20 protein-coding genes and 1 tRNA gene are annotated in these 26832 nt (G+C 72.6%); 14 read left to right on the top strand and 7 right to left on the bottom strand.

Features of this window, described 5'->3' with window-relative positions:
* Positions 1 to 133: 133 nt before the first annotated feature.
* The 5 genes from iolC to mmsA all read left to right on the top strand — a co-directional run bounded on the left by iolC (position 134) and on the right by mmsA (position 6512).
* A complete protein-coding gene (gene iolC, locus ACWD01_RS01505; protein ID WP_451156898.1) occupies positions 134 to 1336 on the top strand; it encodes a 5-dehydro-2-deoxygluconokinase in 1203 nt (400 codons plus the stop codon).
* Complete coding sequence (locus ACWD01_RS01500; protein WP_451156896.1) at positions 1333 to 2217, top strand: Cgl0159 family (beta/alpha)8-fold protein; 885 nt, start codon at positions 1333 to 1335, stop codon at positions 2215 to 2217. Before iolC ends, ACWD01_RS01500 begins: the two co-directional genes overlap by 4 nt.
* Positions 2218 to 2233: 16 nt before the next feature.
* Positions 2234 to 3058 carry a 5-deoxy-glucuronate isomerase gene (gene iolB, locus ACWD01_RS01495; RefSeq protein WP_451156894.1) on the top strand — a complete coding sequence of 275 codons (825 nt, stop codon included), beginning with the start codon at positions 2234 to 2236 and terminating at the stop codon, positions 3056 to 3058.
* A 77-nt stretch (positions 3059 to 3135) separates the two neighbouring features.
* On the top strand, positions 3136 to 4995 hold the full coding sequence (gene iolD / locus ACWD01_RS01490) for a 3D-(3,5/4)-trihydroxycyclohexane-1,2-dione acylhydrolase (decyclizing) (protein ID WP_451157353.1): 1860 nt from the start codon (positions 3136 to 3138) through the stop codon (positions 4993 to 4995).
* 14 nt (positions 4996 to 5009) lie between these two features.
* Positions 5010 to 6512 carry a CoA-acylating methylmalonate-semialdehyde dehydrogenase gene (gene mmsA, locus ACWD01_RS01485; RefSeq protein ID WP_451156892.1) on the top strand — a complete coding sequence of 501 codons (1503 nt, stop codon included), beginning with the start codon at positions 5010 to 5012 and terminating at the stop codon, positions 6510 to 6512.
* Positions 6513 to 6624: 112 nt separating this feature from the next.
* On the opposite strand, the gene ACWD01_RS01480 is transcribed toward mmsA, so the two are convergent.
* Entirely contained in the window at positions 6625 to 7806 is a 1182-nt protein-coding gene (locus tag ACWD01_RS01480; RefSeq protein ID WP_451156890.1) for a S8 family peptidase, read from the bottom strand.
* 455 nt (positions 7807 to 8261) lie between these two features.
* On the opposite strand from ACWD01_RS01480, the gene ACWD01_RS01475 reads away from it, so the two are divergent.
* The 5 genes from ACWD01_RS01475 (at position 8262) to ACWD01_RS01455 (ending at position 15405) form a co-directional block, all read left to right on the top strand.
* A complete protein-coding gene (locus ACWD01_RS01475; protein ID WP_451156889.1) occupies positions 8262 to 11087 on the top strand; it encodes a CocE/NonD family hydrolase in 2826 nt (941 codons plus the stop codon).
* A complete protein-coding gene (locus ACWD01_RS01470; RefSeq protein WP_451156887.1) occupies positions 11084 to 11971 on the top strand; it encodes an ABC transporter permease in 888 nt (295 codons plus the stop codon). The genes ACWD01_RS01475 and ACWD01_RS01470 overlap by 4 nt, the downstream gene beginning before the upstream one ends.
* 203 nt (positions 11972 to 12174) lie before the next feature.
* Complete coding sequence (locus tag ACWD01_RS01465) at positions 12175 to 13752, top strand: YfbK domain-containing protein (RefSeq protein WP_451156885.1); 1578 nt, start codon at positions 12175 to 12177, stop codon at positions 13750 to 13752.
* A gap of 127 nt (positions 13753 to 13879) precedes the next feature.
* Entirely contained in the window at positions 13880 to 14371 is a 492-nt protein-coding gene (locus ACWD01_RS01460; protein WP_451156883.1) for an anthrone oxygenase family protein, read from the top strand.
* A gap of 224 nt (positions 14372 to 14595) precedes the next feature.
* Positions 14596 to 15405: a hypothetical protein gene (locus tag ACWD01_RS01455; RefSeq protein ID WP_451156882.1), complete on the top strand. Its 810-nt coding sequence runs from the start codon at positions 14596 to 14598 to the stop codon at positions 15403 to 15405.
* Positions 15406 to 15492: 87 nt separating this feature from the next.
* Here ACWD01_RS01455 and ACWD01_RS01450 read toward each other — a convergent pair whose 3' ends face one another.
* Positions 15493 to 15993: a nitroreductase family deazaflavin-dependent oxidoreductase gene (locus tag ACWD01_RS01450; protein ID WP_451156881.1), complete on the bottom strand. Its 501-nt coding sequence runs from the start codon at positions 15991 to 15993 to the stop codon at positions 15493 to 15495.
* A 291-nt stretch (positions 15994 to 16284) separates the two neighbouring features.
* Here ACWD01_RS01450 and ACWD01_RS01445 point away from each other — a divergent pair, with 291 nt between their 5' ends.
* Together ACWD01_RS01445 and ACWD01_RS01440 are read left to right on the top strand one after the other, a co-directional pair.
* Positions 16285 to 17376 carry a PP2C family protein-serine/threonine phosphatase gene (locus ACWD01_RS01445; protein ID WP_451156879.1) on the top strand — a complete coding sequence of 364 codons (1092 nt, stop codon included), beginning with the start codon at positions 16285 to 16287 and terminating at the stop codon, positions 17374 to 17376.
* A gap of 146 nt (positions 17377 to 17522) precedes the next feature.
* The gene (locus ACWD01_RS01440) at positions 17523 to 18023 is read left to right on the top strand and encodes a MarR family winged helix-turn-helix transcriptional regulator (RefSeq protein WP_451157351.1); all 501 of its coding nucleotides are present in this window, start codon (positions 17523 to 17525) and stop codon (positions 18021 to 18023) included.
* A 265-nt stretch (positions 18024 to 18288) separates the two neighbouring features.
* On the opposite strand, the gene ACWD01_RS01435 is transcribed toward ACWD01_RS01440, so the two are convergent.
* From ACWD01_RS01435 to ACWD01_RS01415, 5 genes are all read right to left on the bottom strand, one after another.
* Positions 18289 to 18954 carry a DUF4142 domain-containing protein gene (locus ACWD01_RS01435; RefSeq protein ID WP_451156877.1) on the bottom strand — a complete coding sequence of 222 codons (666 nt, stop codon included), beginning with the start codon at positions 18952 to 18954 and terminating at the stop codon, positions 18289 to 18291.
* Between the two features lie 272 nt (positions 18955 to 19226).
* Entirely contained in the window at positions 19227 to 19496 is a 270-nt protein-coding gene (locus ACWD01_RS01430) for a hypothetical protein (protein WP_451156875.1), read from the bottom strand.
* Positions 19497 to 19509: 13 nt separating this feature from the next.
* On the bottom strand, positions 19510 to 20307 hold the full coding sequence (locus ACWD01_RS01425; protein ID WP_451156873.1) for an ankyrin repeat domain-containing protein: 798 nt from the start codon (positions 20305 to 20307) through the stop codon (positions 19510 to 19512).
* Positions 20308 to 20359: 52 nt separating this feature from the next.
* Positions 20360 to 22477, bottom strand: a complete 2118-nt coding sequence (locus ACWD01_RS01420; RefSeq protein ID WP_451156871.1) for an acyltransferase family protein — start codon at positions 22475 to 22477, stop codon at positions 20360 to 20362.
* 451 nt (positions 22478 to 22928) lie between these two features.
* Positions 22929 to 23001: transfer RNA gene (locus ACWD01_RS01415), tRNA-Arg, on the bottom strand.
* Positions 23002 to 23316: 315 nt separating this feature from the next.
* Here ACWD01_RS01415 and ACWD01_RS01410 point away from each other — a divergent pair.
* Positions 23317 to 24930: a dynamin family protein gene (locus ACWD01_RS01410; RefSeq protein WP_451157349.1), complete on the top strand. Its 1614-nt coding sequence runs from the start codon at positions 23317 to 23319 to the stop codon at positions 24928 to 24930.
* Positions 24931 to 24936: 6 nt separating this feature from the next.
* The gene (locus ACWD01_RS01405) at positions 24937 to 26748 is read left to right on the top strand and encodes a GTPase (RefSeq protein ID WP_451156869.1); all 1812 of its coding nucleotides are present in this window, start codon (positions 24937 to 24939) and stop codon (positions 26746 to 26748) included.
* The last annotated feature ends 84 nt before the right edge of the window (positions 26749 to 26832 follow it).

Below are 26832 nucleotides of genomic sequence, written 5' to 3'. Positions count from 1 at the left end.
CCAGCTTTCCGGCCGCCGGAGAAAGGTGTCAAGACTTGGTCCGAATGTAAGGACAAAACATTGACAGGGTTCGCCGGGGAGGGCTAGACCTTGTGTCAGCCGGCACCGGCGGGTTCGAACCGAAGGGACGCGCATGCCTCAGCCGTATGACGTGATCACGATGGGCCGGATCGGGGTCGACCTCTATCCACTGCGTGCCGGGGTCCCATTGGCGCAGGTCGAGACGTTCGGGAAGTTTCTGGGCGGCTCGGCGACGAACGTCGCCGTCGCCGCGGCCAGGCTCGGCAGACGGACCGCGGTGATCACCAGGACCGGGCGCGACGCCTTCGGCGACTATCTCCACCAGGCGCTCGGTGAGTTCGGCGTCGACGACCGCTGGGTCACCGCCGTGGACGCGTACCCGACCCCGGTCACCTTCTGCGAGATCTTCCCGCCGGACGACTTCCCGCTCTACTTCTACCGGCTGCCGAAGGCGCCCGATCTCGAGATCCGGGAAGACGAGTTGGACCTGGCGCGCATCCGCGACGCACGGGTCTTCTGGATGACCGGTACGGGCCTGTGCGCCGAGCCGAGCCGGTCGGCGACGCTCGCGGCGCTGGCGCACCGGAACCGGTCGGGGATCACCGTGTTCGACCTGGACTGGCGGCCGATGTTCTGGCCGGACCCGCAGGAGGCGAGGGCGTACTACGCGCGGGCCCTGACCCACGCCACCGTCGCGGTGGGCAACCTCGAGGAGTGCGAGATCGCCACGGGCGAGCGCGATCCGTACGCGGCGGCCCGAGCCCTGCTGGCCGCCGGGGCCGAGCTCGCGGTCGTCAAACAGGGCCCCAAGGGCGTGCTCGCGCTGCACCGGGACGGGACGCAGGCAGTGGTGCCGCCCGTGCCGGTCGACGTCGTCAACGGCCTCGGAGCGGGAGACGCGTTCGGCGGCGCGCTGTGCGACGGGCTGCTGGCCGGACGGGAGTTGGAGCAGACGATGCGGTACGCCAACGCGGCGGGCGCGATCGTGGCGTCGCGGCTCGCGTGCTCGACGGCGATGCCGTACGCGGAGGAGGTGGAGACCGTCCTCGCGGGCGGCGCGCCCCCACCGGACCCGAGCGCGCCAACGGACGGCGGCGCATCCCCGGACGGCGGCGCATCCCCGGACGCCGGCGCAAGTCCGGACCGGTCCCCGGGCTCGAACCCGGCCGCGCCGCCCCCCGACCCCGGCCCGGCCGCGCCGCGACCCGACCCCAGCCCGGGCCGCGCCCGCGGCCCGGCCACCCCCGACCGGGCTGAGCCCGACGCGGCCGCTTCCGCAGACCAGGCCCCCGCCGACCCCGGGGAGTCGTCGTGAGCCGGGTCGACCTCGCCGAGCTCGTCGGGATCCGGGCCCGGCACCCGGAAGCGGTCGCGGAGGCGGCCGTCCGCCGGCGGCGGCGGCCCCGGCTGATCGGCGACAGCGGACGGCTGATGGTCATCGCAGCCGACCACCCCGCCCGCGGCGCCCTCGGCGTCGGCGACCGACGCCTCGCCATGGCCAACCGCCTCGACCTGCTGGAACGGCTCTGCCTCGCCCTGTCCCGCCCCGGCGTCGACGGGGTCCTCGCCACCGCCGACATCCTCGACGACCTCCTGCTCCTCGGCGCCCTCGACGACAAGGTCGTGATGGGCTCCATGAACCGCGGAGGGCTCGCCGGGGCCGCCTTCGAGCTGGACGACCGGTTCACCGGCCACCGCGCCCGCGACCTCGAACGGCTCGGTTTCGACGCGGGCAAGCTGCTCCTGCGGATCGACTACGGCGATCCGGCCTCCCTCGACACGCTGGCCGCCGCGGCCCGCGCCGTGGACGAGATGGCCGAGCGCCGTCTCCCCGTCTTCATAGAGCCGTTCATCTGTCACCGGACCGACGGCCGGCTCCGCAACGATCTCAGCGCCGAGGCCGTCACCCGCTCCATCGCCATCGCCTCCGGCCTGGCCGGCACGTCCGCGTACACCTGGCTGAAGGTGCCCGTCACCGACGACCCGGACGACATGCGGGCGGTGATGGAGACCTCCACCCTCCCGGCGGTGCTGCTCGGCGGCGACATAGGGGACGACCAGGACCGCGCGTACGAGAAATGGCGCGGCGCCCTGCGACTGCCCACGGTCCAGGGTCTGGTGGTGGGCCGCTCGCTGCTCTATCCGGCCGACGGCGACGTCGCGACCGCGGTCGACACGGCCGTCGGACTGCTCTAGGGGGTACGGAAAAGGCATGGAAGACAAAGACGAGCCGCAGGGTCTCCACGTCCCCGCGGGCAGCGCCGCGAGCGCGCCGTACGCCGTGAGCATCAGCCCGGAGCAGGCCGGCTGGGACTACTGCGCCCTGCGGGTGCTCGAGCTGGAGCCGGGCGCCTCGCACTCGCTGACCGCGGGCGACAGCGAGTGGATCGTGCTGCCGCTCACGGGCGGCTGCACCGTGCGGACACAGGGCGAGACCTTTGAACTGCAGGGGCGGGAAAGAGTGTTCGGCCAAGTGAGCGACTTCGCCTATGTGCCGCGCGACGCCCATGCCCAGATCGCCTCCGGCGCGGGAGGCCGCTTCGCCCTGGCAGGAGCGAGGTGCGAGCGACGACTCCCCGCTCGCTACGGCCCCGCGCCGGAGGTACCCGTCGAGGCCCGCGGCAGCGGCAGCCAGGCCCGCGAGGTCCACAACTTCGCCGCTGCCGGCGCCTTCGCCTGCGACCGGCTGATCGCCGTCGAGGTGCTCACTCCCGGCGGCAACTGGTCCTCCTACCCGCCGCACAAGCACGACGAGCACCGCCCCGGCGAGGAGAGCGAACTGGAGGAGATCTACTACTTCGAGATCGACGGCGGCGGCCTCGGGTACCAGCGCATCTCCCCGTCCCGACCCGGCGGTGCCGACCTCCTCACCGAGGTCCGCACCGGCGACGCAGTCCTCGTGCCCGACGGGTGGCACGGCCCGTCCATCGCGGAGCCGGGCCACACCATGTACTACCTCAATGTGATGGCGGGCCCCGGCGCCGAGCGCGAGTGGCTGATCCGCTTCCACCCCGACCACACGGAGGGATACCGGTGACCACCCCGCGCCCGGCCGGCTCACCGCCGCCCACGACGAACCGGCGGCCGACGACGACGCCACCGGCGACCCGGCGGCTGACGACCGCACAGGCCCTCGTCGCCTTCCTCGCCCGCCAGTACACCGAGCGCGACGGCCGGCGCCACCGCCTGATCGGCGCCACCTGGGGCATCTTCGGCCACGGCAACGTGGCGGGCGTCGGCCAGGCGCTGCTGGAGTCCGCGGCGGACATGCCGTACCTCCAGGGCCGCAACGAACAGGCCATGGTCCACGCCGCCGTCGGCCACGCCCGCCAGTCCCGGCGGCTCGCCGCCCAGGCCGTCACCACCTCCATCGGCCCCGGCGCCACCAACCTCGTCACCGGCGCCGCCCTCGCCACCATCAACCACCTGCCCGTGCTGCTGCTCCCCGGCGACACCTTCGCCACCCGCCCCGCCGACCCCGTCCTCCAGCAGCTCGAAGTGGCGTACGCGGGCGACGTGTCGGTGAACGACTGCCTGCGCCCCGTGTCCCGCTGGTTCGACCGGATCACCCGCCCGGAGGCCCTCGTCCCCGCCGCGCTCCAGGCGATGCGCGTCCTCACCGACCCGGCCCGGACGGGGGCGGTGACCCTCGCGCTGCCGCAGGACGTCCAGACGGAGGCGTACGACTGGCCGGAGGGCTTCTTCGCCGAGCGCGTCTGGCACGTCCCCCGCTCCCGTCCCGACGCCGAGGCGATGGGACGGGCGGCGGCCGCGCTGCGCGAGGCCCGCCGCCCGCTGCTCGTCGCCGGCGGCGGCGTCCACCACTCGGAGGCGGAGGACGCGCTGCGGGCCTTCGCCGAGGCGACCGGCGTCCCGGTCGCCTCCACCCAGGCAGGCAAGGGATCGCTGCCGTACGACCACCCGTGCGACATCGGCGGCATCGGCCACACCGGCACCGCCACGGCCGACGACCTGGCCCGTACCGCGGACCTGGTGATCGGTGTCGGCACCCGCTGGTCCGACTTCACCACCGCCTCCTCGACCCTCTTCCAGGGCGAACAGGTCCGCTTCGTCAACATCAACGTCACCGCCTTCGACGCCCACAAGATGTCCGGCCTCTCCCTCGTCGCCGACGCCCGTGCGGCGCTCCAGGAGCTCACCGCCGCCGTCGAGGGCCATCGCGTCGACCCCGCGTACGCGGCGGAGTACGGCGAGGCCAAAGCGGCCTGGGAGCAGCGAGTGACGGCGGCCTTCGCCGCCCCCGACCCCGGCCTGCCGCCCACCCAGTCACAGGTCCTCGGCGCGCTCGACGCCCTGGTGACGCAGGACGACATCCTGATCAACGCCGCCGGTTCCCTCCCCGGCGACCTGCATAAACTGTGGCGCGCCCGCTCCGCCGACCAGTACCACGTCGAGTACGGCTACTCCTGCATGGGCTACGAGATCCCGGCCGCGATCGGCGTCGCCATGGCCGCCCCGGGCCGCCCGGTGTGGGCCCTCGTCGGGGACGGCACGTACCTCATGAACCCCACTGAGATCGTCACCGCCGTCCAGGAAGGCGTGCCGATCAAGATGGTGATCCTGCAGAACCACGGCTACGCCTCCATCGGCGGCCTTTCCGAGTCGGTGGGCTCCGAGCGCTACGGCACCGCCTACCGCCACCGGGCCGCCGACGGGACCTTCACCGGCGCCCCGCTGCCCGTCGACCTCGCGGCCAACGCCGCCTCCCTCGGCATGCGGGTGATCCGCGCCCGCAGCGTGCGTGACCTGCGTGAAGCGCTGGCCGAGGCACGCGCCGCCGACGTGCCCACATGTGTCTACGTCGAGACCGAAACGGCAGACACAGTGTCGGGCCCGCCCGGAGCACAGGCGTGGTGGGATGTTCCCGTGGCCGAGACCGCGACCCGTCCGTCCGCGGTCAAGGCCCGGGAGGAGTACGACCGGCAGGCCGCAGCCCGACGCCGCCATCTGTGAAGGAGTGTTTCGTCATGACGAAGACCGTCAACCACTGGATCGGTGGCAAGGCCGTCGAGGGTGCGTCGGGCAACTGGGGGCCGGTCACGGACCCGGCGACAGGAGCCGTCACCACGCGTGTCGCCCTCGCCTCCGCCGACGAGGTCGGCGCGGCCGTGTCTGCGGCGCGCGAGGCGTACACGACCTGGGGTACGTCGTCGCTCGCGCAGCGCACCGCGGTCCTCTTCCGTTACCGCGCCCTGCTGGACGCGCACCGCGACGACATCGCTGCCCTGATCACCGCCGAGCACGGCAAGGTGCACTCCGACGCGCTCGGTGAGGTCGCCCGCGGTCTGGAGATCGTCGAGCTCGCCTGCGGCATCACCACCCAGCTCAAGGGAGAGCTGTCCACCCAGGTCTCCAGCCGGGTGGACGTCGCCTCGATCCGCCAGCCGCTGGGCGTCGTCGCCGGCATCACCCCGTTCAACTTCCCGGCGATGGTGCCGATGTGGATGTTCCCGCTGGCCGTCGCCTGCGGCAACACGTTCGTCCTCAAGCCGAGCGAGAAGGACCCGTCCGCCGCCAACCTCCTCGCCGAGCTGGCCTCTGAGGCCGGTCTGCCCGACGGCGTGCTCAACGTCGTGCACGGTGACAAGGTGGCCGTCGACGCGCTGCTGGAGCACCCGGACGTCGCCGCGGTCTCGTTCGTCGGCTCGACCCCGATCGCCCGGTACATCCACACCACCGCCTCCGCCAACGGCAAGCGGGTCCAGGCGCTCGGCGGCGCGAAGAACCACATGCTGGTGCTGCCCGACGCCGACCTCGACGCGGCCGCCGACGCGGCGGTCTCCGCCGCGTACGGCTCGGCGGGGGAGCGGTGCATGGCGATCTCCGCGGTCGTCGCGGTCGGTGCGATCGCCGACGAGCTGGTGGACAAGATCCGCGAGCGCGCCGAGAAGATCAAGATCGGCCCGGGCGACGACCCGGCGTCCGAGATGGGTCCGCTGATCACCGCCGCCCACCGTGACAAGGTCGCCTCGTACGTCAAGGGGGCCGCCGCTCAGGGCGCGGACGTCGTCCTCGACGGCACCGGATACACGGTCGACGGCTTCGAGGACGGCCACTGGATCGGCCTGTCCCTCCTGGACAAGGTCTCCACCGACTCCGACGCCTACCGCGACGAGATCTTCGGCCCGGTGCTGTGCGTGCTCCGCGCGGAGACGTACGAGGACGGCGTGACGCTGATCAACGGCTCCCCGTACGGCAACGGCACGGCGATCTTCACGCGGGACGGCGGCGCGGCGCGCCGCTTCCAGTTGGAGATCGAGGCCGGCATGGTCGGGGTGAACGTGCCGATCCCGGTGCCGGTGGGCTACCACTCGTTCGGTGGCTGGAAGGACTCGCTCTTCGGCGACCACCACATCTACGGCAACGACGGCGTGCACTTCTACACCCGCGGCAAGGTCGTCACCACCCGCTGGCCGGACCCCGCCGACGCCCCCGCCGGTGTGGACCTGGGCTTCCCCCGGAACCACTGACGCGACGACGGCGCACGACACGGCGCACTGCACAGAGCAGGACACAGCGGACGACACGGTGCGCGGCCGGAGGGCCGCGCACCGCGTCGTGCGTCAGGTGTTTCTGTCGCCCCTAGAACCGCGAGTACAGCAGCTTGTTCGGGGAGCCCCACATCGGATTGACCACCTTGCCGCTCGTCGCGCCCGTCACCAGGGCGTCCCGGACCTGCGCCGGGGTCGCCGTCGGGTGGGACGAGAGATAGAGCGCGGCCGCGCCCGCGGTGTGCGGGGCCGCCATCGAGGTGCCCGAGATGGTGCTCGTGGCGGTGTCGCTGTCCTTCCAGGCCGAGGTGATGTCCACGCCCGGTGCGAACAGGTCGAGGCAGGTCCCGTAGTTGGAGAACGAGGCCCTGCGGTCGGAACTGTCCGTCGCGCCGACCGTGATCGCCTCGGGGACGCGGGCGGGCGAGTAGTTGCAGGCGTTCGCCGGGATGCCCAGGATCGGGAGGCCGTTGCCCGCGGCGACGGAGTAGCTGACGCCGGAGGCGATCGACTTCTTCACGGCGTCGTCCAGCGACGCGCTCGCGCTGCCGCCGAGGCTCATGTTGGCCACGGCGGGCTTCCGAGCGTTGGCGGTGACCCAGTCGACGCCCGCGATGACACCGGCGGTGGTGCCGGAGCCGTCGCAGTCGAGGACCCGTACGGCGATGAGGTTGACGCTCTTGGCGACGCCGTGGTTCCTGCCGCCGACGGTGCCCGCGACATGGGTGCCGTGGCCCTGGCAGTCCTGGCCGTTCTGACCGCCGCCCACCGTGTCCGTGCCGACGCTCGCGCGTCCGCCGAATTCGCTGTGGGAGGTGCGGATGCCGGTGTCGATGATGTAGGCGTTCACGTTCGACGCCGACGTGTCGTAGGTGTACGTCTTCGACAGCGGCAGGTCGCGCTGGTCGATGCGGTCGAGGCCCCAGGTCGCGTTCGGCTGGGTGTCGTTCAGCCGGACCGTGGAGTTCTGCTCGACGTAGGCGACCCGCGGGTCGGCCGCGAGCGCCTTCGCCTTGGCGGACGACATCGCGGCGGAGAAGCCGGAGAGGACGCTGCGGTAGGTGTGCTTGGGTGCGACCCCGAGGTCGGCGGCGCTGGTCGTGCCGTCCTTGAGGACGACGATCCAGCTGCCCGGGACGGCAGTTGCAGTGGGAGCGAGACGAATGTCGCCGACGGACGCGCTGTGCGCGGTGGGGGATACGGCGAACTGGAGACCGGTCGCGGCGGCGACTGCTGATATCAGCGCCCCGGCGCGACGGGCAGTGGCTCTCATCTCGTGCACCTGACCTTTCGTTGACCGGTTGTTACGGGCAAGTACGGGCGTGCATGGTGCCAGGACGTGCGGCTATGAGAGCCAGGGCCGGGAGATGTGACCTGCGCCACAGGTGGGCGACTGGTGGGTAACTGGCCGGAAACATGCCCGTTCTGAGAGGCGTTCATTGCGTGTGGATCTTGTGTGCCCGCCGTCACCGTCCGGAATGTCCGGTGTTCGCCGCGCCCCTGATCCGCCCTCAGGTCCGGCCTTGATCCGCCCTCGCACCCGCCCCCTTTCCGACCTCGCCACGGCCTCTGTCGCGGCCTTCGTCGCGGCCACTGTTCCCGCCCTCGGGAACGCGGCGGATACCGCGCCTGGTGTACGCCGCCGCGGCGGCGTACTACCCGGGGAGGCGTACCGGCTCCGCCTGGCGGCAGCCGTCGTCCGGCGGCCAGGCGCATAGGGTTTCCCTCATGCAGATCCGACTTCCCCGGCCGCGGGGCCGCTGGCTCGCGGGCGCCGCCGCCCTCGCCGTCCTCGCCGGCGCCGGCACGTGGACCGCCGTCGCCGACGACACCGCGCCCGCCGTGCACCGCGAGGACCGGGTGCACGACATGCCCGGGGCGAAGATCGACACCTCCTACTTCACCGGCGGCGGCGACGGCCGCCGTCCCGCCGTGCTGCTCGGCCACGGCTTCGGCGGCAGCAAGGACGACGTCCGCGCGCAGGCCGAGCAGTTGGCCCGCGACGGGTACGCCGTGCTCACCTGGTCGGCCCGCGGCTTCGGCCGGTCCACCGGGCAGATCGGCCTGAACGATCCCGACCACGAGGTCGAGGACGTCTCCCGGCTCATCGACTGGCTGGCGAAGCGCCCCGAGGTGCAGCTCGACGCGGACGGCGACCCGAGGGTCGGCATGAGCGGCTCGTCCTACGGTGGCGCGATCTCGCTGCTGGGCGCGGCGTACGACCGGCGGGTCGACGCCATCGCGCCCCAGATCACCTACTGGAACCTCGCCGACGCGCTTTTCCCCGACGGCGTCTTCAAGAAGCTCTGGGCCGGCATCTTCTTCTCGACCGGCTCGACGGCCTCGATGGGCGGCACCGACCCGGGAGGCCGCCCGCCCGCCGACCCCGACGCCCCCGCCGAGCCGCCCGCCGGCGAGGCCCCGGCCGGACAAGGTCAACGCGACACCCCCGCGCAGGACGCGCCCGACGCCGAAGCCGCCGCGCAGAGCGCCCGCGCCGCCGCAGCCGCAGCCGCGAAGGACGCGCCCGTGAACCCCGAGGGCTGCGGCCGCTTCCAGCCCGTGCTGTGCGCCATGTACGAGCGCGTCGCCGTCGCCGGCGAGCCCGACGCCGAGGCGCGGAAGCTCCTCGAGAGCCGCAGCCCCTCCGCCGTCGGCGACCGGATCAAGGTGCCCGCGCTCGTCGTGCAGGGCCAGTCCGACTCGCTCTTCCCCCTCGCCCACGCCGATGCCATGGCGCGGACGATCAGCGCCAACGGCGCGCCCGTCGCCGTCGACTGGATCGCCGGCGGCCACGACGGCGGCGACCGGGAGACCGCCCGGGTCGAGGCCCGTATCGGCGACTGGTTCGACCGGTATCTGCAGCAGGACGAGAGCGCCGGCACCGGCCCCGCCTTCCGCGTCAGCCGTACCGGCGGCGTCGACTCCACCGACGGCCAGGCGCTGCTGCGCGGCGCGACCGGCCCCGCCTACCCCGGTCTGACCGCCGACGCCCGCGAGTTCACGCTCGTCGGCCGTGAGCAGCGCTTCGCCAACCCGGCCGGCGGCACCCCGCCCGCCATCTCGGCCGTCCCGGGCCTCAGCGGCGGCGCGGGGACCCTGTCCTCGCTCGGCGTCGGTCTGTCCCTCGACTTTCCCGGCCAGTTCGCGAGCTTCGAGTCCGAGCCGCTCGGATCCTCCACCCGGATCACCGGCTCGCCCACGGTCAGGGTGAAGGTGGCCTCCGACAGCGGCGACGCCGTCCTGTTCGGCAAGGTCTACGACGTCGGCCCCGACGGCCGGCAGCAGGTGCTGCCCGCCCAGCTCGTCGCCCCGGTCCTCGTCGAGGACGCCAAGGGCGGCAAGGAGGTCGAACTGACCCTGCCGGCCGTGGACCACGAGGTCGACGCCGGGCACCGGCTGCGTCTCGTGCTCTCGGCGACCGACCTCGGCTACGCCTCTCCCGCCGCCCCCGCCACCTACACCGCCTCCCTCGCGGGTCCGCTCTCCGTGCCCACCGCGCCCGACGTGCGGACCCAGGCGGCCGGTCTGCCGTGGTGGGTCTGGGGGCTGCCCGCCGCGGCCGTGCTGGTGGCCGCGGCGCTGCTGCTGACCGCGCACCGCCGCACCGTGGCGCCGGCCCCCGATCCGGAGCGTGCCGACGTGCCGCTGGAGATCACCGGGCTGACCAAGCGGTACGCCACGTCCGCCGACCGGTACGCCGTGCGGGACCTGTCCTTCCGCGTCGACAAGGGCCAGGTGCTCGGCCTCCTCGGTCCCAACGGCGCCGGCAAGACGACCACGCTGCGGATGCTGATGGGCCTGATCCGGCCCGACGAGGGCGAGATCCGGGTCTTCGGCCACGCGATCAGGCCCGGCGCGCCGGTGCTCTCGCGGGTCGGCGCGTTCGTCGAGGGCGCGGGATTCCTGCCGCACCTGTCGGGGCGCGACAACCTGGAGCTGTACTGGCGGGCCACCGGCCGCCCCGCGGCCGACGCGTACATCGAGGAGGCCCTGGAGATCGCGGGCCTCGGGGACGCGCTGGCCCGCGCCGTGCGCACGTACTCGCAGGGCATGCGGCAGCGGCTCGCCATCGCGCAGGCCATGCTCGGCATGCCGGACCTGCTGATCCTCGACGAGCCGACCAACGGGCTCGACCCGCCGCAGATCCGTGAGATGAGGGACGTGATGATCCGTTACGCCGCTGGTGGCCGGACCGTCATCGTCTCCAGCCACCTCCTCTCGGAGGTCGAACAGTCCTGCACCCACCTGGTGGTCATGGACCAGGGCCGGCTCGTGCAGGCCGGGCCGGTCGCCGAGATCACCGGCGGCAGCGACACCCTGCTCGTCACCACCGACGGCGACGTGCCGGAAGCGGTCGTCGAGAAGCTCGCGGCGGTGCCCGGGATCGGCTCGGCGGCGCGTACGGACGAAGGACTGCTCGTACGGCTCGACGGAGCCACCGCCACGGCCCTCATCGCCGAACTGGTGCGGCTGGACGTGCCCCTGACGGGCGTCGGCCCGCACCGCCGCCTGGAGGACGCGTTCCTCACCCTGATCGGAGGCTCCGCATGAGCGCGCCCGTGGAGACCGGCACGTCGACCGCCGTGCTCGTCGAGTCCGCCCCCGGCTACCGGGCGCGGCACACCCTGCCGCTCCGGGTCGAGGCGGTACGGCAGTTGAAACGCCGCCGGACCCTGGTGATGGCCGGGGTGCTGGGCGCGCTGCCGCTCATCCTGATCGTGGCCTTCGCGATCGGCGGCTCCCCGGGCGGCCGCGAGGGCGGCCGGATCAACCTGATGGACACCGCCACCGCCTCCGGCGCGAACTTCGCCGCCACCTGCCTGTTCGTGTCCGCCGGCTTCCTCCTGGTGGTTCCGGTGGCCCTCTTCCACGGCGACACGGTCGCCTCTGAGGCCAACTGGTCCTCGTTGCGCTATCTACTGGCCGCCCCGGTGCCCCGCACCAGGCTGCTGTGGTCGAAGCTGGCCGTGGCGCTCGGCTTCAGCGCGGCGGCGATGCTGCTGCTGCCGCTGGTCGGGCTGATCTCGGGAACCATCGCCTACGGTTGGGGGCCGCTGAAGCTGCCGGCCGGCGGCTCGCTGGCGGCGGGCGACACCCTGGCCCGCATCGGTCTCGTCGTGGCCTTCGTCTTCGTATCCCAACTGGTCACCGCGGGCCTGGCCTTCTGGCTGTCGACCAAGACCGACGCCCCGCTGGGCGCGGTGGGCGGGGCCGTCGGCCTGACCATCATCGGCAATGTGCTCGACGCGGTGACGGCACTGGGCGACTGGCGCGAGGTGCTGCCGGCGCACTGGCAGTTCGCCTGGATCGACGCGCTGCAGCCGCAGTTGGAGTGGAGCGGCATGCTCAAGGGGGCGGCGGTCTCCGTCTCCTACGCGCTGGTGCTGTTCGCGCTCGCGTTCCGCAACTTCGCCCGCAAGGACATCGTGTCGTAGGGCGGCACCGGCAGCTCGCGGTGCCGGGACATCGTCGGTCATAACGGGCGACGTTCGGTCCCGTTGCCGCATCGAGACCCTTCCGCAACTCCACGGACGGCTCCTTCCCGCCGACTGGGACGTCACATTCACAAATGCCGACGACCCGAGGGGGAGACCGGATGACGTTCCGTACAGGTGCGGGCACAGGTGCCGGTTCGAGGATGGGCAGGGCAGTCGTGGCGGCCGCCCTGGCCGGCGGAGTACTGCTGACCGCGGGCTGCGGGTCCGGTTCGGAACACCGGGCCACCGACTCGAGCCACGACGGAGGGCGGCCCGACAACGCGCCCGCGCCCGTCCTGCCGGACGGCGGCAAGGGCGCGCCGAACCAGGAGGGCGACCGGAGCGGGGAGGAGCAACGGGACTTCGCGCCGCCCGCCGACTATCTGTCCACCTTCGCCCTCGACGTGGACACCGCCTCCTACGACTACACGCGCCGCCTCCTCAAAGAGGGCGGCGAGCCGGCGCCGCGGCAGGTCCGGCCGGAGGAGTTCATCAACAGCTTCCGGCAGGACTACCCGCGCCCCAAGGGCGACGGCTTCTCGGTGACCGTCGACGGAGCACGCCCGAACGGGGGCGCCGACGGCGAGATCAAGGCATCCGGGGGCGGCACGGAGGGGTACGGGGACGGCAACTGGTCCCTCGTCAGGGTCGGGCTCTCCACCAGGCCCACCGACCGCGAGGCCGAACGGCCTCCCGCCGCCCTCACCTTCGTGATCGACATCTCCGGCTCCATGTCGGAGCCCGGCCGGCTCGACCTCGTGAAGAAGTCCCTCGGCACCCTCACCGAGCAGCTGCGCGGCAACGACTCGATCGCCGTCGTCACCTTCAGCGGCGAGGCGGAGACCAGGCTGCCGATGACCCGCGTCGACGGCAACCGCGACCGCATCCACTCCATCATCGACGAGCTGGAGCCCTCCGACTCCACCAATGTGGAGGCGGGCGTCACCACCGGCTACGAAGAGGCGGTCGAAGGCCGCAGGAAGGGCGCCACCAACCGCGTGGTGCTCCTGTCCGACGCCCTCGCCAACACCGGCGAGACGGAGGCCGAGGCCATCCTCGAACGGATCGAGGACGCCCGCCGGGACCACGGCATCACCCTGTTCGGCGTTGGAGTCGGCAGCTCCTTCGGCGACGAGCTGATGGAACGCCTCGCCGACAAGGGCGACGGCCACACCACCTACGTGTCCACCGAGGCCGAGGCCCGCAAGGTCTTCGTCGAGCAGCTGCCCCGCCACCTCGAACTGCGGGCGCGGGACGCCAAGGCCCAGGTCGCGTTCGACCCGCAGACCGTCAAGCAGTTCCGGCTCATCGGCTACGAGAACCGCGAGGTCGCCGACGAGGACTTCCGCGACGACCGGGTGGACGGCGGCGAGGTGGGCCCCGGCCACACCGTCACCGCGCTGTACGCCGTACGCCTGCGGGACGGCGCGAGCGGCCACGTCGCGACCGCGACCGTGCGCTGGCTCGACCCGAAGACACGGGCGCCGCACGAGGAGAGCGGCTCGGTCGAGACCGACGCCGTCGACGGCGCCCTGTGGGGCGCGCCGTCGAAGCGGCTCCAGATAACGGCGGTCGCCGCGTACTTCGCCGAGTCGCTGCGCGGCGGCTCGATGCCGGGCGCGCCCGGACTGGCGGCGCTGGAGGAGCGGGCACGGGCGCTGGCCGCGACGACGGAGGACAGCGCGGTCCGTGAACTGGCGGACGCCATCGGCCAGGCGCAGCGGCGCTCGCGCGACTGAGCACCCCGGCCAGGAGGCACGGGGGCGGTACGGGGTCGGTGCGAGCCGGTCCCCTGCCCGCCCCCGCGCCGTCTCCGCGTATGAAAAGATGGCGCGTCAGCTTTCCCGTCACGTCATCATGAACGGTATGGCCACCCTGCTGCTCGTGCTCGCCGTCGTCACCACAGGTCTGTACGCGGGCTTCTACCTGATCTTTCTGACCGGCATCATGCCGGCGCTCGCGTGCCTGTCCGACGAGCAGTTCGTGGCCGCGATGCGGCGCATCAACGAGAAGGTGCCGCGCGCCACGTTCCTGCTGGTCTTCTTCGGCAGCGTCGGCTTCCCGGCCGCTGCTCTCTTCGTCCCGGTCGACGGCCGTACGGGGACCGAGCGGTGGCTGGTCGTCGCCGCGCTGGTCTGCGCGGTCGCCGGCCATCTCGTCACCGTCGCGGGCAACGTCCCGCTGAACAACGCCCTGGCGGCGTCGGAGAGCACCGCGGCCCCCGGGGCCTCCGCGCCGTCCGTGTCCGACCACGAGGCGCGGGCGGCCTTCGAGTCCCGGTGGAACGCCTTCCACGCCGTCCGTACGCTCTTCGCCCTCGCCGCGTTCGTCCTCCTGGTCTGCGCCGTGACGCCGTGACCCGGCACGGCCTGCTGACTCGCCGCCCGGGCCCTGGCGGCCGCTGACCCGAGTCGCTCGCCAGGCGGTCCCAGCCGTCCCGTGAATTCCCTTCCGCCGGCGTATTGCACCAGGTCAAAGCCCGGGACGTCCCGGATGGACCTCTTCGGTGCGGGACGCCTTGCCCCACGATCGCGCCGTCCTGCACGCTCGTAGCGTCATGCAGGGGGAGCCGAGGGGGAACCGTGAGTGTGCTGCCAGGTGATTCGACGAACAACGGGCGCCGCCCTCGGCTGGAGGATCTTGTTCCGCGCGGCCCGCAGAGCTGGCTGGTGCTGCCGTTCGTCGCCGCCATGCTGGTGTTCCTGCCCGATCGCCGCGGCCGCGTGGTCGACGAGGCCGTCACCGCCGCCCAGGTCGCCCGGTCGGTCGTGGGTCTCGTGGCCACGGTGTGGTTGATCTACGCCTACCAGGCGGACTCCGGATCGGTACTCCGCGAGCGGGTCGACGAGGTGAGGCTGGGAGCCGTCATCCTGGTGTTCGCCGTGCCCCTGGTGCTGGTCGCGTTCGTGCTGGCCGCCGGGGCGCGGCTGCGGGGCCGCTACGCGCGGCGGTGCGCCGGCCCGCTGCTGGCCCTGGCTCTGTTCGTCGTCAGCCACATCCTGGCCTGGTACGCCATCCCCTCGTGGGGCCTGAGCCTGCCGGACGGCAACCTCCTCTGGGCGCTGGTCATGCTTCCGGTGCTGATCGTCGCCTTCGTCGTCCTGGGTCTCTTCTCGTTGACGGCCGCGGCCATCGCGGTCACCAACTCCTTCCGGACCGCCGACGTGCACGAGGTGCTGCCTCCGCTGGTATCGCCGGTCCTGGTCTGGGCGATCTCCGCGATCCAGCTCTTCGACGCCTCGCCGGTCGAGGCGCCGGCCGCTGTACGGATGCTGTTCCTCATCGGCCCGCCGCTGTCCGTGACGGCCCTGTCCTACTGGGAGCTGCACCGGCTGCGGACCCACCACGGGCTGACCGTCCGGCAGGCGCTCAACCGCCCGGGCTGGCGTTAGCCGCCGATGGGCGCGAGGACCACGAAGTGTCCGCGTGTCCGTGAAGGAGTCCCGCAGGGACCGGGCGGGCGTGCTCGGCGTACTCCCTCAGAAGCTGCCGGGCGCCGCCTCCAGGCGCAGGAACGGGATGGACTCGCCCGCCCGCCGGTAGCCCGCCTCGCTGCCGTCGACGTCGTATCCCATGAAGCGGCAGAGCTGCCGGGCGGCGAAGGGGTGGCGGGGCGCGTAGCGGGCCATGAGCCGGCCGCCCTCCGCCGCGGTGACCGGCTGCGCGGTCACGGGGTAGTAGCGGCGGCCGACCTGGATGGTGGCCTGCGGCGTGTGCAGCAGATTGCGGTACCACTGGGCCTCGGGGCCGAAGCCCGAGGCCACCGTCCACGACCCGCCGACGCGGTCGTGCTCCACGACCTCGATGACCGTCTTGCGGGTCAGACCGGACGTACGGCCGGTGTGGATCAGCAGAAGCAGACGCCGCCCGAACAGGGGCCCGAGACCGATTCGGTACAGATGGACCGGGAGGCGGACCACGGAGCGCTTCCAGCCGCGGGGGAGCGGGGGGCGCTGCGGCGCGGAGTGCGGACGGGTCACGGACCTGCCTCTCGTGTGCGGTGGTGAGGGACGTCGGCCGAGGGCGGGAGTGAGCGGAGAAACCCTGCGACGAGTTCTCGGAGAGCGGCTTCGATTCGATAACGGGGGCGGAACAGGACGATTTGACTGTGCAACCTTTGCATAGTCTAAAAGTGGTGACCAGGTCGACGGGGAGGCCGAGCCGCCGTCCTTCACCGGACCTCCGCCCGACGCCCCGACCGTCCGACCGCTCGCCAGGCCGAGAGTGCGGCAGCGCCGCAGGCGGGGACCGTTCCCGCCGATGCCGGCCCGATGCCGGCCCGATCACCGCCGGAGTCCGATGTGGCCGAGGAGAAGCAGTCACGGTTCGGACTGCTGTCCGCCCTGCCCTTCCTGGTGATGGGCATAGTGGTCGTGGTCGACGTGACAGCCGGGCCGGGCGTCGGATACCTGGCGCTCGTCTCCCTCGGCCCCGCCTTCGCCGGGCTGGTGGGCGGCTGGCGGCGCACGGCCCTGATCGGCGTCCTGTCCCTGGTGTCCTGCCTCGGCCTCGGGATCTACGACGGCGTGATCGGCGACCGCCGCTGGTACTCCGCCATGGCCTCCGTCGCCGGGGTGACCGCCGCGGGCATCGCGGCGGCCGTGATGCGGCAGCGGCGGGAGACCGAGCTCGCCAGCATGCGCTCCATCGCGGAGGTCGCACAGCGCGTACTGCTGCGGCCCGTGCCGCGCACGGCCGGCCATCTGCGGGTGGCCGTCTCGTACACCTCGGCGCTCGCGGAGGCCCGGATCGGCGGCGACCTGTACGAGGTGGTCATCTCGCCCGGCGGCGTACGGGTCATCGTCGGAGACGTCCAGGGGAAGGGCCTCGAAGCGGTCGAGACGGCGGCCGTCGTCCTCGGGGCGTTCCGCGAGGCCGCCCACGAGGAGGACGAGCTCGCGGGCGTCGGCGAACGGCTGGAGAGAGCGCTCGAACGCGAGCTCCAGGGCGGGGAGAAGTTCGTCACGGCGGTCCTGGCGGAACTGGCGGTGGACAAGGGCGTCACTCTGCTCAACTACGGGCACCCCGCCCCGATGGTGGTGCGCGCCGACGGCACGGTCACCTTCGCGGAGCCGCCCCGGCGCGCCCTGCCGCTCGGGCTGGGCATCCACGGTACGAGCGGTCCGGAGCCGTTCGTGACGGACTTCGCGCCGGGGGACCAGATGTTCCTCTACACGGACGGGGTCACGGAGACCCGCGACCCGGCCGGCCGGTTCTATCCGCTCGGTGAACGCGGCCACCTGCTCAAGACCCACGACCCGGAAGCGGCGCTCGGGGCGCTGCGCGCGGACCTGGAGGAGTACGCGCAGGGGCCGCCGCACGACGACGCCGCGATGCTGCTGATCCGCCACCGCCGCGCGTGAGACGGGCGGAGGGCCACGGCGCTCCGCGGCGACGGGCCCGCGACGGGCGGGACGCCTGCCGCGAGGCCGGCGCACGAGGTGGGGCCGGCGCACGGTAGAAAGAAGAAATGACCGAACCAGCGAACTCCTCGTACTCCGCACGAGGGATGGACGACGTCGACGCCGTGACCCGCGCGGTGCTGACCGCGTCCCGCCTGCTCGTCGCCCTTTCCGCGCGCTCGCTCGCGGCGGTCGAGGACAAGGTCACGCTGCCGCAGTTCCGGCTGCTCGTCGTGCTCTCGCTGGAGGGGCCGGCGAAGCTCGTCGCTCTCGCCGACCGGCTCGGGGTGAACCCGTCGACCGCCATGCGCATGATGGACCGGCTGATCGCCGCGGGCTTCGCGGACCGGCAGGTCAACCCGGAGAACCGGCGGGAGACGGTGCTGAGGCTGACGGAGGAGGGCCGGCGCATCGTCGAGGACGTCACCGCCCAGCGCCGCAAGGAGATCGCGGACATCGTCGAACGGCTCGGTCCGGCCCAGCGCGCCGCACTCGTCGACGCCCTGGCGGCCTTCACGGAAGCCGGCGGTGAACCGGCGGTCCCTGACGAGGACGGCGGGCTGTACCCGCTCGGCTGGTCGGACCTGGGCCCGGGCTCCACGCGCTGATGCCGTCCGCCCCGGCGCGGAGGGCCGAGGCTGGACGGGGAGGACCCGGTCGACATCGCCGGCATGCGGTGGTCGAGCTGCGTCACCGTGCCAGTGCCGCTCCCGGGCAGAGGCCGGCGGGGAGCCGGGTCCTCCACCACGGGAAGCATTGCACAGTGCAAGGGATTTCGCGTCCCCTTGCGGGGCCGTGTTCTCCGGCCCCGGCCCCGTCCGTGTCGGTGGCCCGCGTCGATCCGGTGGGGCTGCGGCTGCGGCGGACGCTCGACTACTTCGGCTTGACCGCAGCCTCGACCTCGGCGAACGTCGCGGCGTCGACGAGCCCCGTGTCCTCCAGGACCTCGAGGTGGTCCAGCACGGTCTGGTTCGCCTGACGGGCGTGACGGCGGATCAGGTCGTTCTGGGTGGCACCCCTCACCTCGCCGATCGTGGCGAAGATCTTGCCGTGCGAGGCACGCAGCAGGTTCGCGAAGATACGGTCGAACTCGGCACCCCGGGCGTTCTCCATCTGCCGCACGAAGCCCTGCTGCTCCTCGGTGGCCTCATTCGGAAGTTCGACACCCAGGATCTTGGCGTCCTCCCGCACGAGCTGGTCGAGCTTGCTGTGACCGTCGATCAGGTGCAGTCCGGCACGCTTCACGGCCTCGCTCGAGGCATGTGTCTGAGCCAGCCGGCCGGCGGGGATCTCCCACAGCCCGGCCTGCCGCACCGCCACCAGAAAGGTTCGGTCCACCTCGGTCACTGTCTGCGGTCCCTGGGCCTCCTCGGCCGTCGCGCTGGAGAACCCATCGGCCTCCGTATGACCGGCACCGTGCTGCGCGGAGCCGCCCGCTGCCGTGGTACCGGCGGTGGCCTCTCCGCTTCCCGTTTGGACCAGGACCACCACAAGGGCGATCGCGGCCACGGCGGCGGTGACGACTGCGACGACCCGCATGGAAACCCCGGCACGTGCTGCGCGTCGGTTCGAATGCATGGATGCCTCCCGGCTCGGCATTGAGAAAACAGTTGCTGTACGGCACTCGGGTAGCTGTTGTGGCGGCTGGCACGGCACACAGGGGTCAGTACGGGCGCGGGAGCCGGACTGTTCAACGCGCCCTCACAACGGAGGTGCCAGGCACCGCCGTACGTGTCCCGGCCGGGCAACGCGCAGGGCCCCGCGCAGGGTCGTACACGCGGCCCCGGCCGAGGAGTGCCGGGGGGACGCGATCAGTCCGCGACATCGCCCCCGTAACCGCGTGCCGGCGCCGCGAGGTCGGCGGTGACGGTCTGCTCGGTCGGGCCGTCCGTGAGCAGCCGCACGGCGCTGTCGGGGGCTCTCCGGCGCACCGTAGGAGGCGGGTCGCCCGTCGGCGGGTCGACCCGCCGGTTCAGCGCCGGGGTGCACAGCCGTCGGGAGACCGGCGGCAGGGCCTTGGCCCGGGCGAACTCATGGGTGAGGAAGCCGTGGTCGAACCGCCCGTTGTGCGCGATCGGCACCCGGCCCATTTCTTCAACCGGCTGTGGTTTTCCCCCGCTGTGCGGGGCGCTCATCCCCCGTCCCCGGGATCTCGTTCCTTCCGCGCGCCCCCTGCGCGGTCAGCCAGGCGACGACCTCGCGCGTCCTCTCCTCGTCCTGCGTGCGGGCGATGTCGAGCGGCGTCAGGCCGTCGTACCCCGCCCCGTCGATGTCCGCGCCGCGCTCCAGCAGGCACTTCGCCGCCGTCAGTCGTCCGCTGTGGCAGGCGGCCCAGAAGGCGCTCGTGACCTCCTCGGCCGTGAGCGCGGCCGGCCCGGCGAAGTGCTCCTCCAGCCGGTCGAGCAGTCCGAGTGCCGCGGCCTCCCGGAGCGTCGTGCGCGCCCCGAGCTCGACGAGCCGGTGGGCGGCGTCCCACTGCCCGAAGCCGCAGGCGTCGGCGAGCGGCGTACCGCCCCCGATGACGGCCCCGTCCGCCTCGATGTCGGCCCCGGCCCGGACAAGGGCGTCCACGAGCGCGACGTCGTTGCTGCTGGCGGCCCAGTGCAGCGGCGTCTCGGCGTGCACGCCGCTGAACCGCGTGTCGGGGTCCGCCCCGGCGGCCACCAGCACCGCGACCGTCCGCGGCCCGCCGGGCATGTGCCCGGGCCAGTCGGCCACGACGTGCAACAGGCTCCGCCCGCCCGGCCCGCACCCCTCGCGAGACTCGGTGATCCGGGCCCGCGCCAGCCCCGGATTCTCGTTGAGCAACCGTGTGAGCGTGTCGGTATCGCCGGTCCGGACGGCACGGGTGACGGCGACGGCGAGCGGGTCCCGCGCGTCGAGGTCCAGCATGGCGACAGGGCTCCCTTCACGGACGTCATTACGACGGCCTTCACGTGTCGATTCAGGCCCCGGGACGCCGGCTCAGGTCCGCCCCGAAGAGCCGCAGCAGCTCCTCCTCCACCACCGGCGTGATCGCCTCCACGTAGCTGTCCGCCAGATGACCGTAGTCCCGGTAGACCATGGTGTTCCCCACCACGATCGGGCAGGTGCCCGACGGGGCGCAGATCCAGTCATAGGGGTCGATGGTCGTCACGTCCTCGGCGGCCGCTGCCGCCCGGATCGCCTCGGTGACCTTGGGCTGGGGGTCGGCGGCCGAGCGATCGTGGGCGCAGGCGCTCAAGTCGGTCGGGTTGGCCACCGCGCAGTCCACCGCGTTGCTCTTCGGCCAGGGAGTGTCCAGGAGCGTCAGCACCTGAGTGCGGCCCTGCTGAAGCATCCGGTAGGTCTCGGCCTGCCCCTTCCCCCATGCCGCCGCCATGTCGCCGCCCCCGGACAGCTTCGCCGAGTTGGAGTTCGACGTGATGACGAGGTCGGGCTCCAGCTCGCGGATCTTGTCGAGTGTCACCGCCCGCCAGTCGTCACAGGTCGAGTACGGGCTGCCGTTGAGGTCGATGGTGATCTGGGAGACCTTGCAGGCGTTCTTGGTGTACGAGTACAGCCGCCAGTGGTGCTTGAGCGCGATCGCCTCGAGCGCCGGGAACCACTGCGCGACGTGTGAGTCACCGAAGAGGACCACAGAGCGGTCGGCGGTGGTGTCGCCGTACAGACAGGGCTTCGTCTGCACGGTGTCGGCCGTGGTCAGAGCGCAGTCGTCGGTGTAGACCGCGGTCCTGCCGTAGGCCACCTGTCGCATGCTCGGCGAGAGGTTGGACGGAAGCTTGTCCACCCGCTGCTCCAGCAGCTCCGTCAGTGCGTCACTCGGGTCCGACGCTCGTCCCACGGCCTCCCGGGTGCTCTGCTGCGAGGCGCCCGAGGACAGGGCCGGCGGGAACTGCGCTGCCACCACCGCGGCCGCCGCCGCCAGGGCCGACAGACTCAGGCCCAGCGAGAGCCCCCGACCGATACGGGCTTTGAGCGCGCGGTGGAAGCGCATCGGGTTCTCGACCAGGTGAAGGGTCAGCCAGGCGAGAACGAGGCCGCTCAGCGCGGCTGCCAGCCGCAGTGGCCCGTCGTGCTGGCCGAATCCGGCGGCGGCGGGAACGATCAGGATGAGCGGCCAGTGCCAGAGGTACCAGGCATAGGAGAGCCCGCCGACCCAGACGGCGGGGCGCAGCGAGAGGACCGCGCCCGCACCGTAGCGTCCGGCCGCGGCGCCGCCGGCCAGGACGGCGGCGGCGCCGAGGACCGGTATCAGGGCGTTGTGGCCGGGGAATCGGGTGCTCTCGTCGAAGACCACGGCCGCGTATCCGATGGCCGCCAGGCCGGCCCAGCTCATGACCGCCGCGACCGGGCGCGGAATGTCGTCCAGGCGGTGCGCGACCAGGGCGAGCAGGGCGCCGACGGCCAGCTCCCAGACCCGTGCCTGCGACCCGAAGTAGGCCCAGGAGGGGGAGTCCTCGGTGAGCTGAAGGTTCAGGGCGAAGGAGGCGGCGGCCAGGGCGAGCAGCGGAATCGTCAGCAGGGCCCGGCGCCTGAAGAGCTTCAGAGCGGCGATCAGGACGATGGGCCAGATCAGGTAGAACTGCTCCTCGACCGCCAGCGACCAGAAGTGCTGGAACGGCGAGGGGGGTATGTCCGCGTTGAAGTAGTCGGTGCCGCTCTCGGCCAGCCGGAAGTTCACGACGTACCAGGCGGAGGCGACGGCGTCCTTGGCGTACTCGGCGAAGCGCAGGGGCCCAAGGAAGAGCCAGGAGCCCGCCAGCGTCACCAGTACGACGAGGGTGGAGGCCGGCAGCAGGCGCAGCGCCCGGCGGGCGTAGAAGCGTCCCAGTGAGATCCGGCCGTCGCGGCTCCATTCGCGGAGCATCAGCGAGGTGATCAGGAACCCGGAGATCACGAAGAAGACGTCCACGCCGATGTATCCACCGGCCAGGCGTGACACCCCTGCGTGCGAGACCACTACGAGCAGGACCGCCACCGCGCGCAGCCCCTGGATGTCCAGCCTCAGTCCCGCGCTGCCCGCCGTCGTTCCGCTCCGGTGGTCGCGCTCTTCGGGAGCACCGTCGCGCGGCTTTGGCACGGGTCGGTTTTCACCGGAAGCGGACCGCGAGGGATAGGGGATGCGGAGGACGGGCACCGTGAAGATCTCCTTGTTCATGAGGCGTCGCCGCGACGTGCGCCGTCGCCTGCCCGGCACGCTCCGGGCTCGTCGCCACCGGGGCCGGCTTGTGCCGGACCGCCTGGAGCGGACGGCCAAACCTACCCTTGACCGGGCCGTACGGGATGACGAGGCCGTCACATCGTCATGGACAAACAACCCGAGATGGGCCTGAATCGGCTGAAGTTGCCATTGCCCCGGAATGGGCACGATCGGCGATGCGTTGCGGCCTTCCGGCGGCCGGGACGGGTGACGAACCTTCGGGCGTCGCCGGTCCTGCGCTTACGCGCTCTCTACGCGCCACCCGCTAATATGCCGCTGACCAGCGAAAAGGCCCTCCGGATCGGAGGGCCTGACGGTGGTGCGCGGTGTGCGCCCCCGGCAGGACTCGAACCTGCGGCCAAGCGCTTAGAAGGCGCCTGCTCTATCCACTGAGCTACGGGGGCCGGTGTGGCGGCCGGTGGCCTGGAGCCCCACTCGGGTGGTCCGTGACCTTGCCGGGTACAAGGATAGGGCTCCGATCCCCTTGGCCCGGTTGCTTCACCTGCGTGGCACGATGTGGAGGTTCGGTGAAGCGAACCGATAATCGCAGGCAGGCGCGATTCGTGCATCGCTTTTGACGTCTCACGCCGCGGGTGTTGTGCACTCGTTATGCCTGCGTCCCACTCGTCCTGTGTGTCCCGTATGCAAGATCGGCGCGCAGAGATCCCCATACGCTTCAAAAAGCCGCCAAAATTGGGCATTCTTCGCTTGTGGTGACCTTGGATGCACGGCCTCAGCTCATCGACGCACTTTCCGCCCTGCGCGACCGTGTCGCCGCCGTGCGTCTGCCGCTTCCCCTCGCGGGGGCGTCAAGAGCGCGGCAGACACGGGCCGAACTGCTCGCGCAGCTCGACGACTATTTGGTGCCCCGCCTCAAAGAGCCCGAAGCGCCCCTGCTCGCCGTCATCGGCGGGTCCACGGGGGCCGGGAAGTCCACGCTCGTCAACTCCCTTGTGGGGCGACGGGTCAGTGAGGCCGGGGTGCTGCGGCCCACCACCCGTACGCCGGTGCTGGTGTGCCATCCCGACGACCACCACTGGTTCGCGGGGATGCGGGTACTGCCCCGGCTGACCCGGATCTGGCTGCCGCCCCAGGAGGAGGCGGAGGAGGAACAACTGACGCGCAGAACGGGTGGCGGGGGCGCGGCCGACGAGAGGGCGCTGCGGATCGAGACGGCGTCCTCCCTGCCGCGCGGGCTCGCGCTGCTCGACGCGCCGGACATCGACTCCCTCGTCGTCGAGAACCGGCTGCTGGCGGGGGAGTTGATCTGCGCCGCCGACGTGTGGGTGATGGTGACGACGGCCTCCCGCTATGCCGACGCCGTGCCGTGGCACCTGCTGCGTACGGCCAAGGAGTACAACGCCACGCTGGTCACCGTGCTCGACCGGGTGCCGCACCAGGTGATCGAGGAGGTGTCGCGGCAGTACGCGGCGCTGCTGACGAAGGCGGGGCTCGGCGAGGTGCCGCGGTTCACGATCCCCGAACTCCCGGAGTCGGCCGGCGGTGCGCACGGGCTGCTGCCGAACACGGCCGTGGCGGGCCTGTTCTCCTGGCTCGCGCACCGGGCGCAGGATCCGGCGGCGCGTCAGCAGGCCATGGGACGTACGGCCGGTGGTGTGATCGATTCACTCAAGGTGCGGATGCCGGAGCTGGCGAGCGCCGTCGCCGCCCAGTACGCGGCGGCCGTACGGCTCACGGGCGCGGTGGAGGAGGCGTACGAGGCGGAGCGCGAGCGGGTGCGCAGGCAGCTGCGGGCCGGCGCGGTGCTGGCCGGCGACGCGCGGACGCGCTGGCGCGGCTATCCACGCGACAGTTCGGCCGGCGAGCTGCTGGACTCCCTCGTCGCCAGCCTGTCCGCCCTGCTGCAGTGCGCCGTCGCCGCCGCCGACGAGCAGGTCGAGAACGCCTGGCGGCGTGAGCCCGCGGCCGCCGCCGTCACGCCGGGCCGCCGGCGCGACCTGGAGGTGGGGGAGCGGATCGGCATGGCCGTACGGCGCTGGCGGCGGGTCCTGGAGGAGCTCGCGGAGGAAGAGGTGCGGGGCATGGAGCGCAACGCCGCTCCCGACCCGGAGACGGTGGCCGCACTGCTCGCGGCCTCGCTCCTGGGCGGCCGGCGGGCGCGCAGCGCGGGTGAGCGGCTCGCCGAGCGGATCGGCGCCCAGAGCGCGCTGCGGCTGCGCGACAAGGGCAGCGAGCTGGCGACGACGTACATCGACGACGTGCTGAACAGCGAGCGTGAGCGGCGCCTCGCGCCCCTCGACGGGCTCGAGGTGAGCCCGGAACCGCAGGCCGAGCTGATTGCCGCGCTGTCCCTACTGCAGAAGGAGAGGTGACCGCGGGTGACCGCCATCACCGACGACCAGAACGAGACCGGTGGCCGCTGGGACGACGGTCTGATCGCCCGCCGGGCCGGTGAGTCGCCGGAGACGGGCGACGGAGCGGGCGCGGCGGCGGAAGGGGAGGCCGACCGGGGGCTCGACGGGAGTGTCCAGGCCGGCGACGACAACCTGCCCATCGGCGGCACCTACGGTGGGCCGCTGCGCGACCGGCTCAACGCCCTGCGCGAGCTGCTGGGCCTGTCGCAGACCCGGCTCGACGGGAAGACCCTCGCGGAGGCGGGGCGCGTGCTCGACGAGGCCGCCGCGCGGCAGCGGCTGTCGTCCCGCCACACCGTCGTGGCCATCGCCGGAGCGACCGGGAGCGGCAAGTCGACGCTGTTCAACGCGCTCGCCGGGGTGCGCATCGCCGAGACCGGGCTGCGCAGGCCCACCACGTCCGCGCCGATCGCCTGCACCTGGTCGGAGGGGTCGGCGGGGCTGCTCGACCGGCTCGCCATCCCCGGCCGGCTGCGACGCAAGCCCCTCGCGGGCGGCGACGGCGACGAACAGCTGCACGGTCTCGTACTGGTCGACCTGCCGGACCATGATTCGGCCGCCGTGCGGCACCGGGAGCAGGTCGACCGGGTGCTCGCGCTGGTCGACGCGGTGATCTGGGTCGTCGACCCGGAGAAGTACGCCGACGCGGCCCTCCACGAACGCTATCTGCGGCCGCTCGCCGGACACGCCGAGATCACGTTCGTCGTGCTCAACCAGATCGACCGGCTGCCAGGCGAGGCCGCCGACCAGGTCCTGGACGACCTGCGGCGGCTCCTCGACGAGGACGGCATGGCGCTGGGGGAGCACGGCGATCCGGGCGCCACCGTCCTGGCGGTGTCGGCGCTCACCGGGGAGGGGGTGGGGGAACTGCGCGAGATGGTCGGCGCGTTCGTGCAGGAGCGGAGCGCCGCGGCGCGCAGGCTGTCCGCAGACGTGGACGCGGCGGCGGCGAAGCTGCGGTCCGTGTACGTCGCCGACGGGCGGACCGGTCTGGACGAGCGGGCCCGCGAGGACTTCTCGGCGCGCCTCGCGGAGGCGATCGGCGCGACGGCGGCCGGTGAGGCGGCGGAGCGCGAGTGGCGCAGGAACGCCGGGCGGGCGTGCGGCACTCCGTGGCTGCGGCTGTGGCGCTGGTACGAGTCCAAGCGCATGCCGGGGGCCGCGTCGGAGGAGCCCCCGGCGCCCACGGAGGAGGAGCCGACGGCACGCCAGCGGGTCGAGCAGGCGGTCCGCACCGTCGCCGACGAGGCGGCACGCGGTCTGCCCACGCCATGGGCGCAGGCGGTACGGGAGGCGGCCGCGCGGGGGGCCAAGGGGCTGCCGGAGGCGCTGGACGAACTGGCGGCGCGTGAGGCCGCGGAGACCAGGGGGCGGCCGCTGCGGCCCGCGTGGTGGCCGGCGGCGGTGCTCGCGCAGGCGTCGATGACGCTGCTGCAGATCTTCGGCGGGCTGTGGCTGGTGGGCCAGATCGTCGGCGTGCTGGAGCCGGGTCTCATTCCGCCGGTGCTGGTGATGCTCGCGGGAATCGTGGGCGGCCCGCTGGTCGAGTGGGCGTGCGCGGCGGCGACGAAGGGGCCCGCACGGCGGTACGGCCAGGACGCCCGGCGCCGCCTCCACGAGGCCGCGGCCGGCTGCGGGCGGGCCAAGGTGCTCGATCCGGTCGCGGCTGAGCTCATGCGCTACCGGGAGGTGCGGGAGCAGTACGCGGCGGTCTCCGGCTCGGCGAAGCCGGGGCCCGGGGCCGTGCCGGGGAGGGCGCGTACCCGTATCGGGTGACGGGGTTGTCCACAACGGCGCGCTCGTCCACAGGCGTCGGCGGGATTCTTCCGTCCGGTCCAGCATGGAGACCGGTCGACAGCG

This window comes from Streptomyces sp. NPDC002835 (assembly GCF_053591995.1).
The sequence above is the reverse complement of the archived record's forward strand: the minus strand, read 5'-3'. Positions and strand labels throughout refer to the sequence as shown.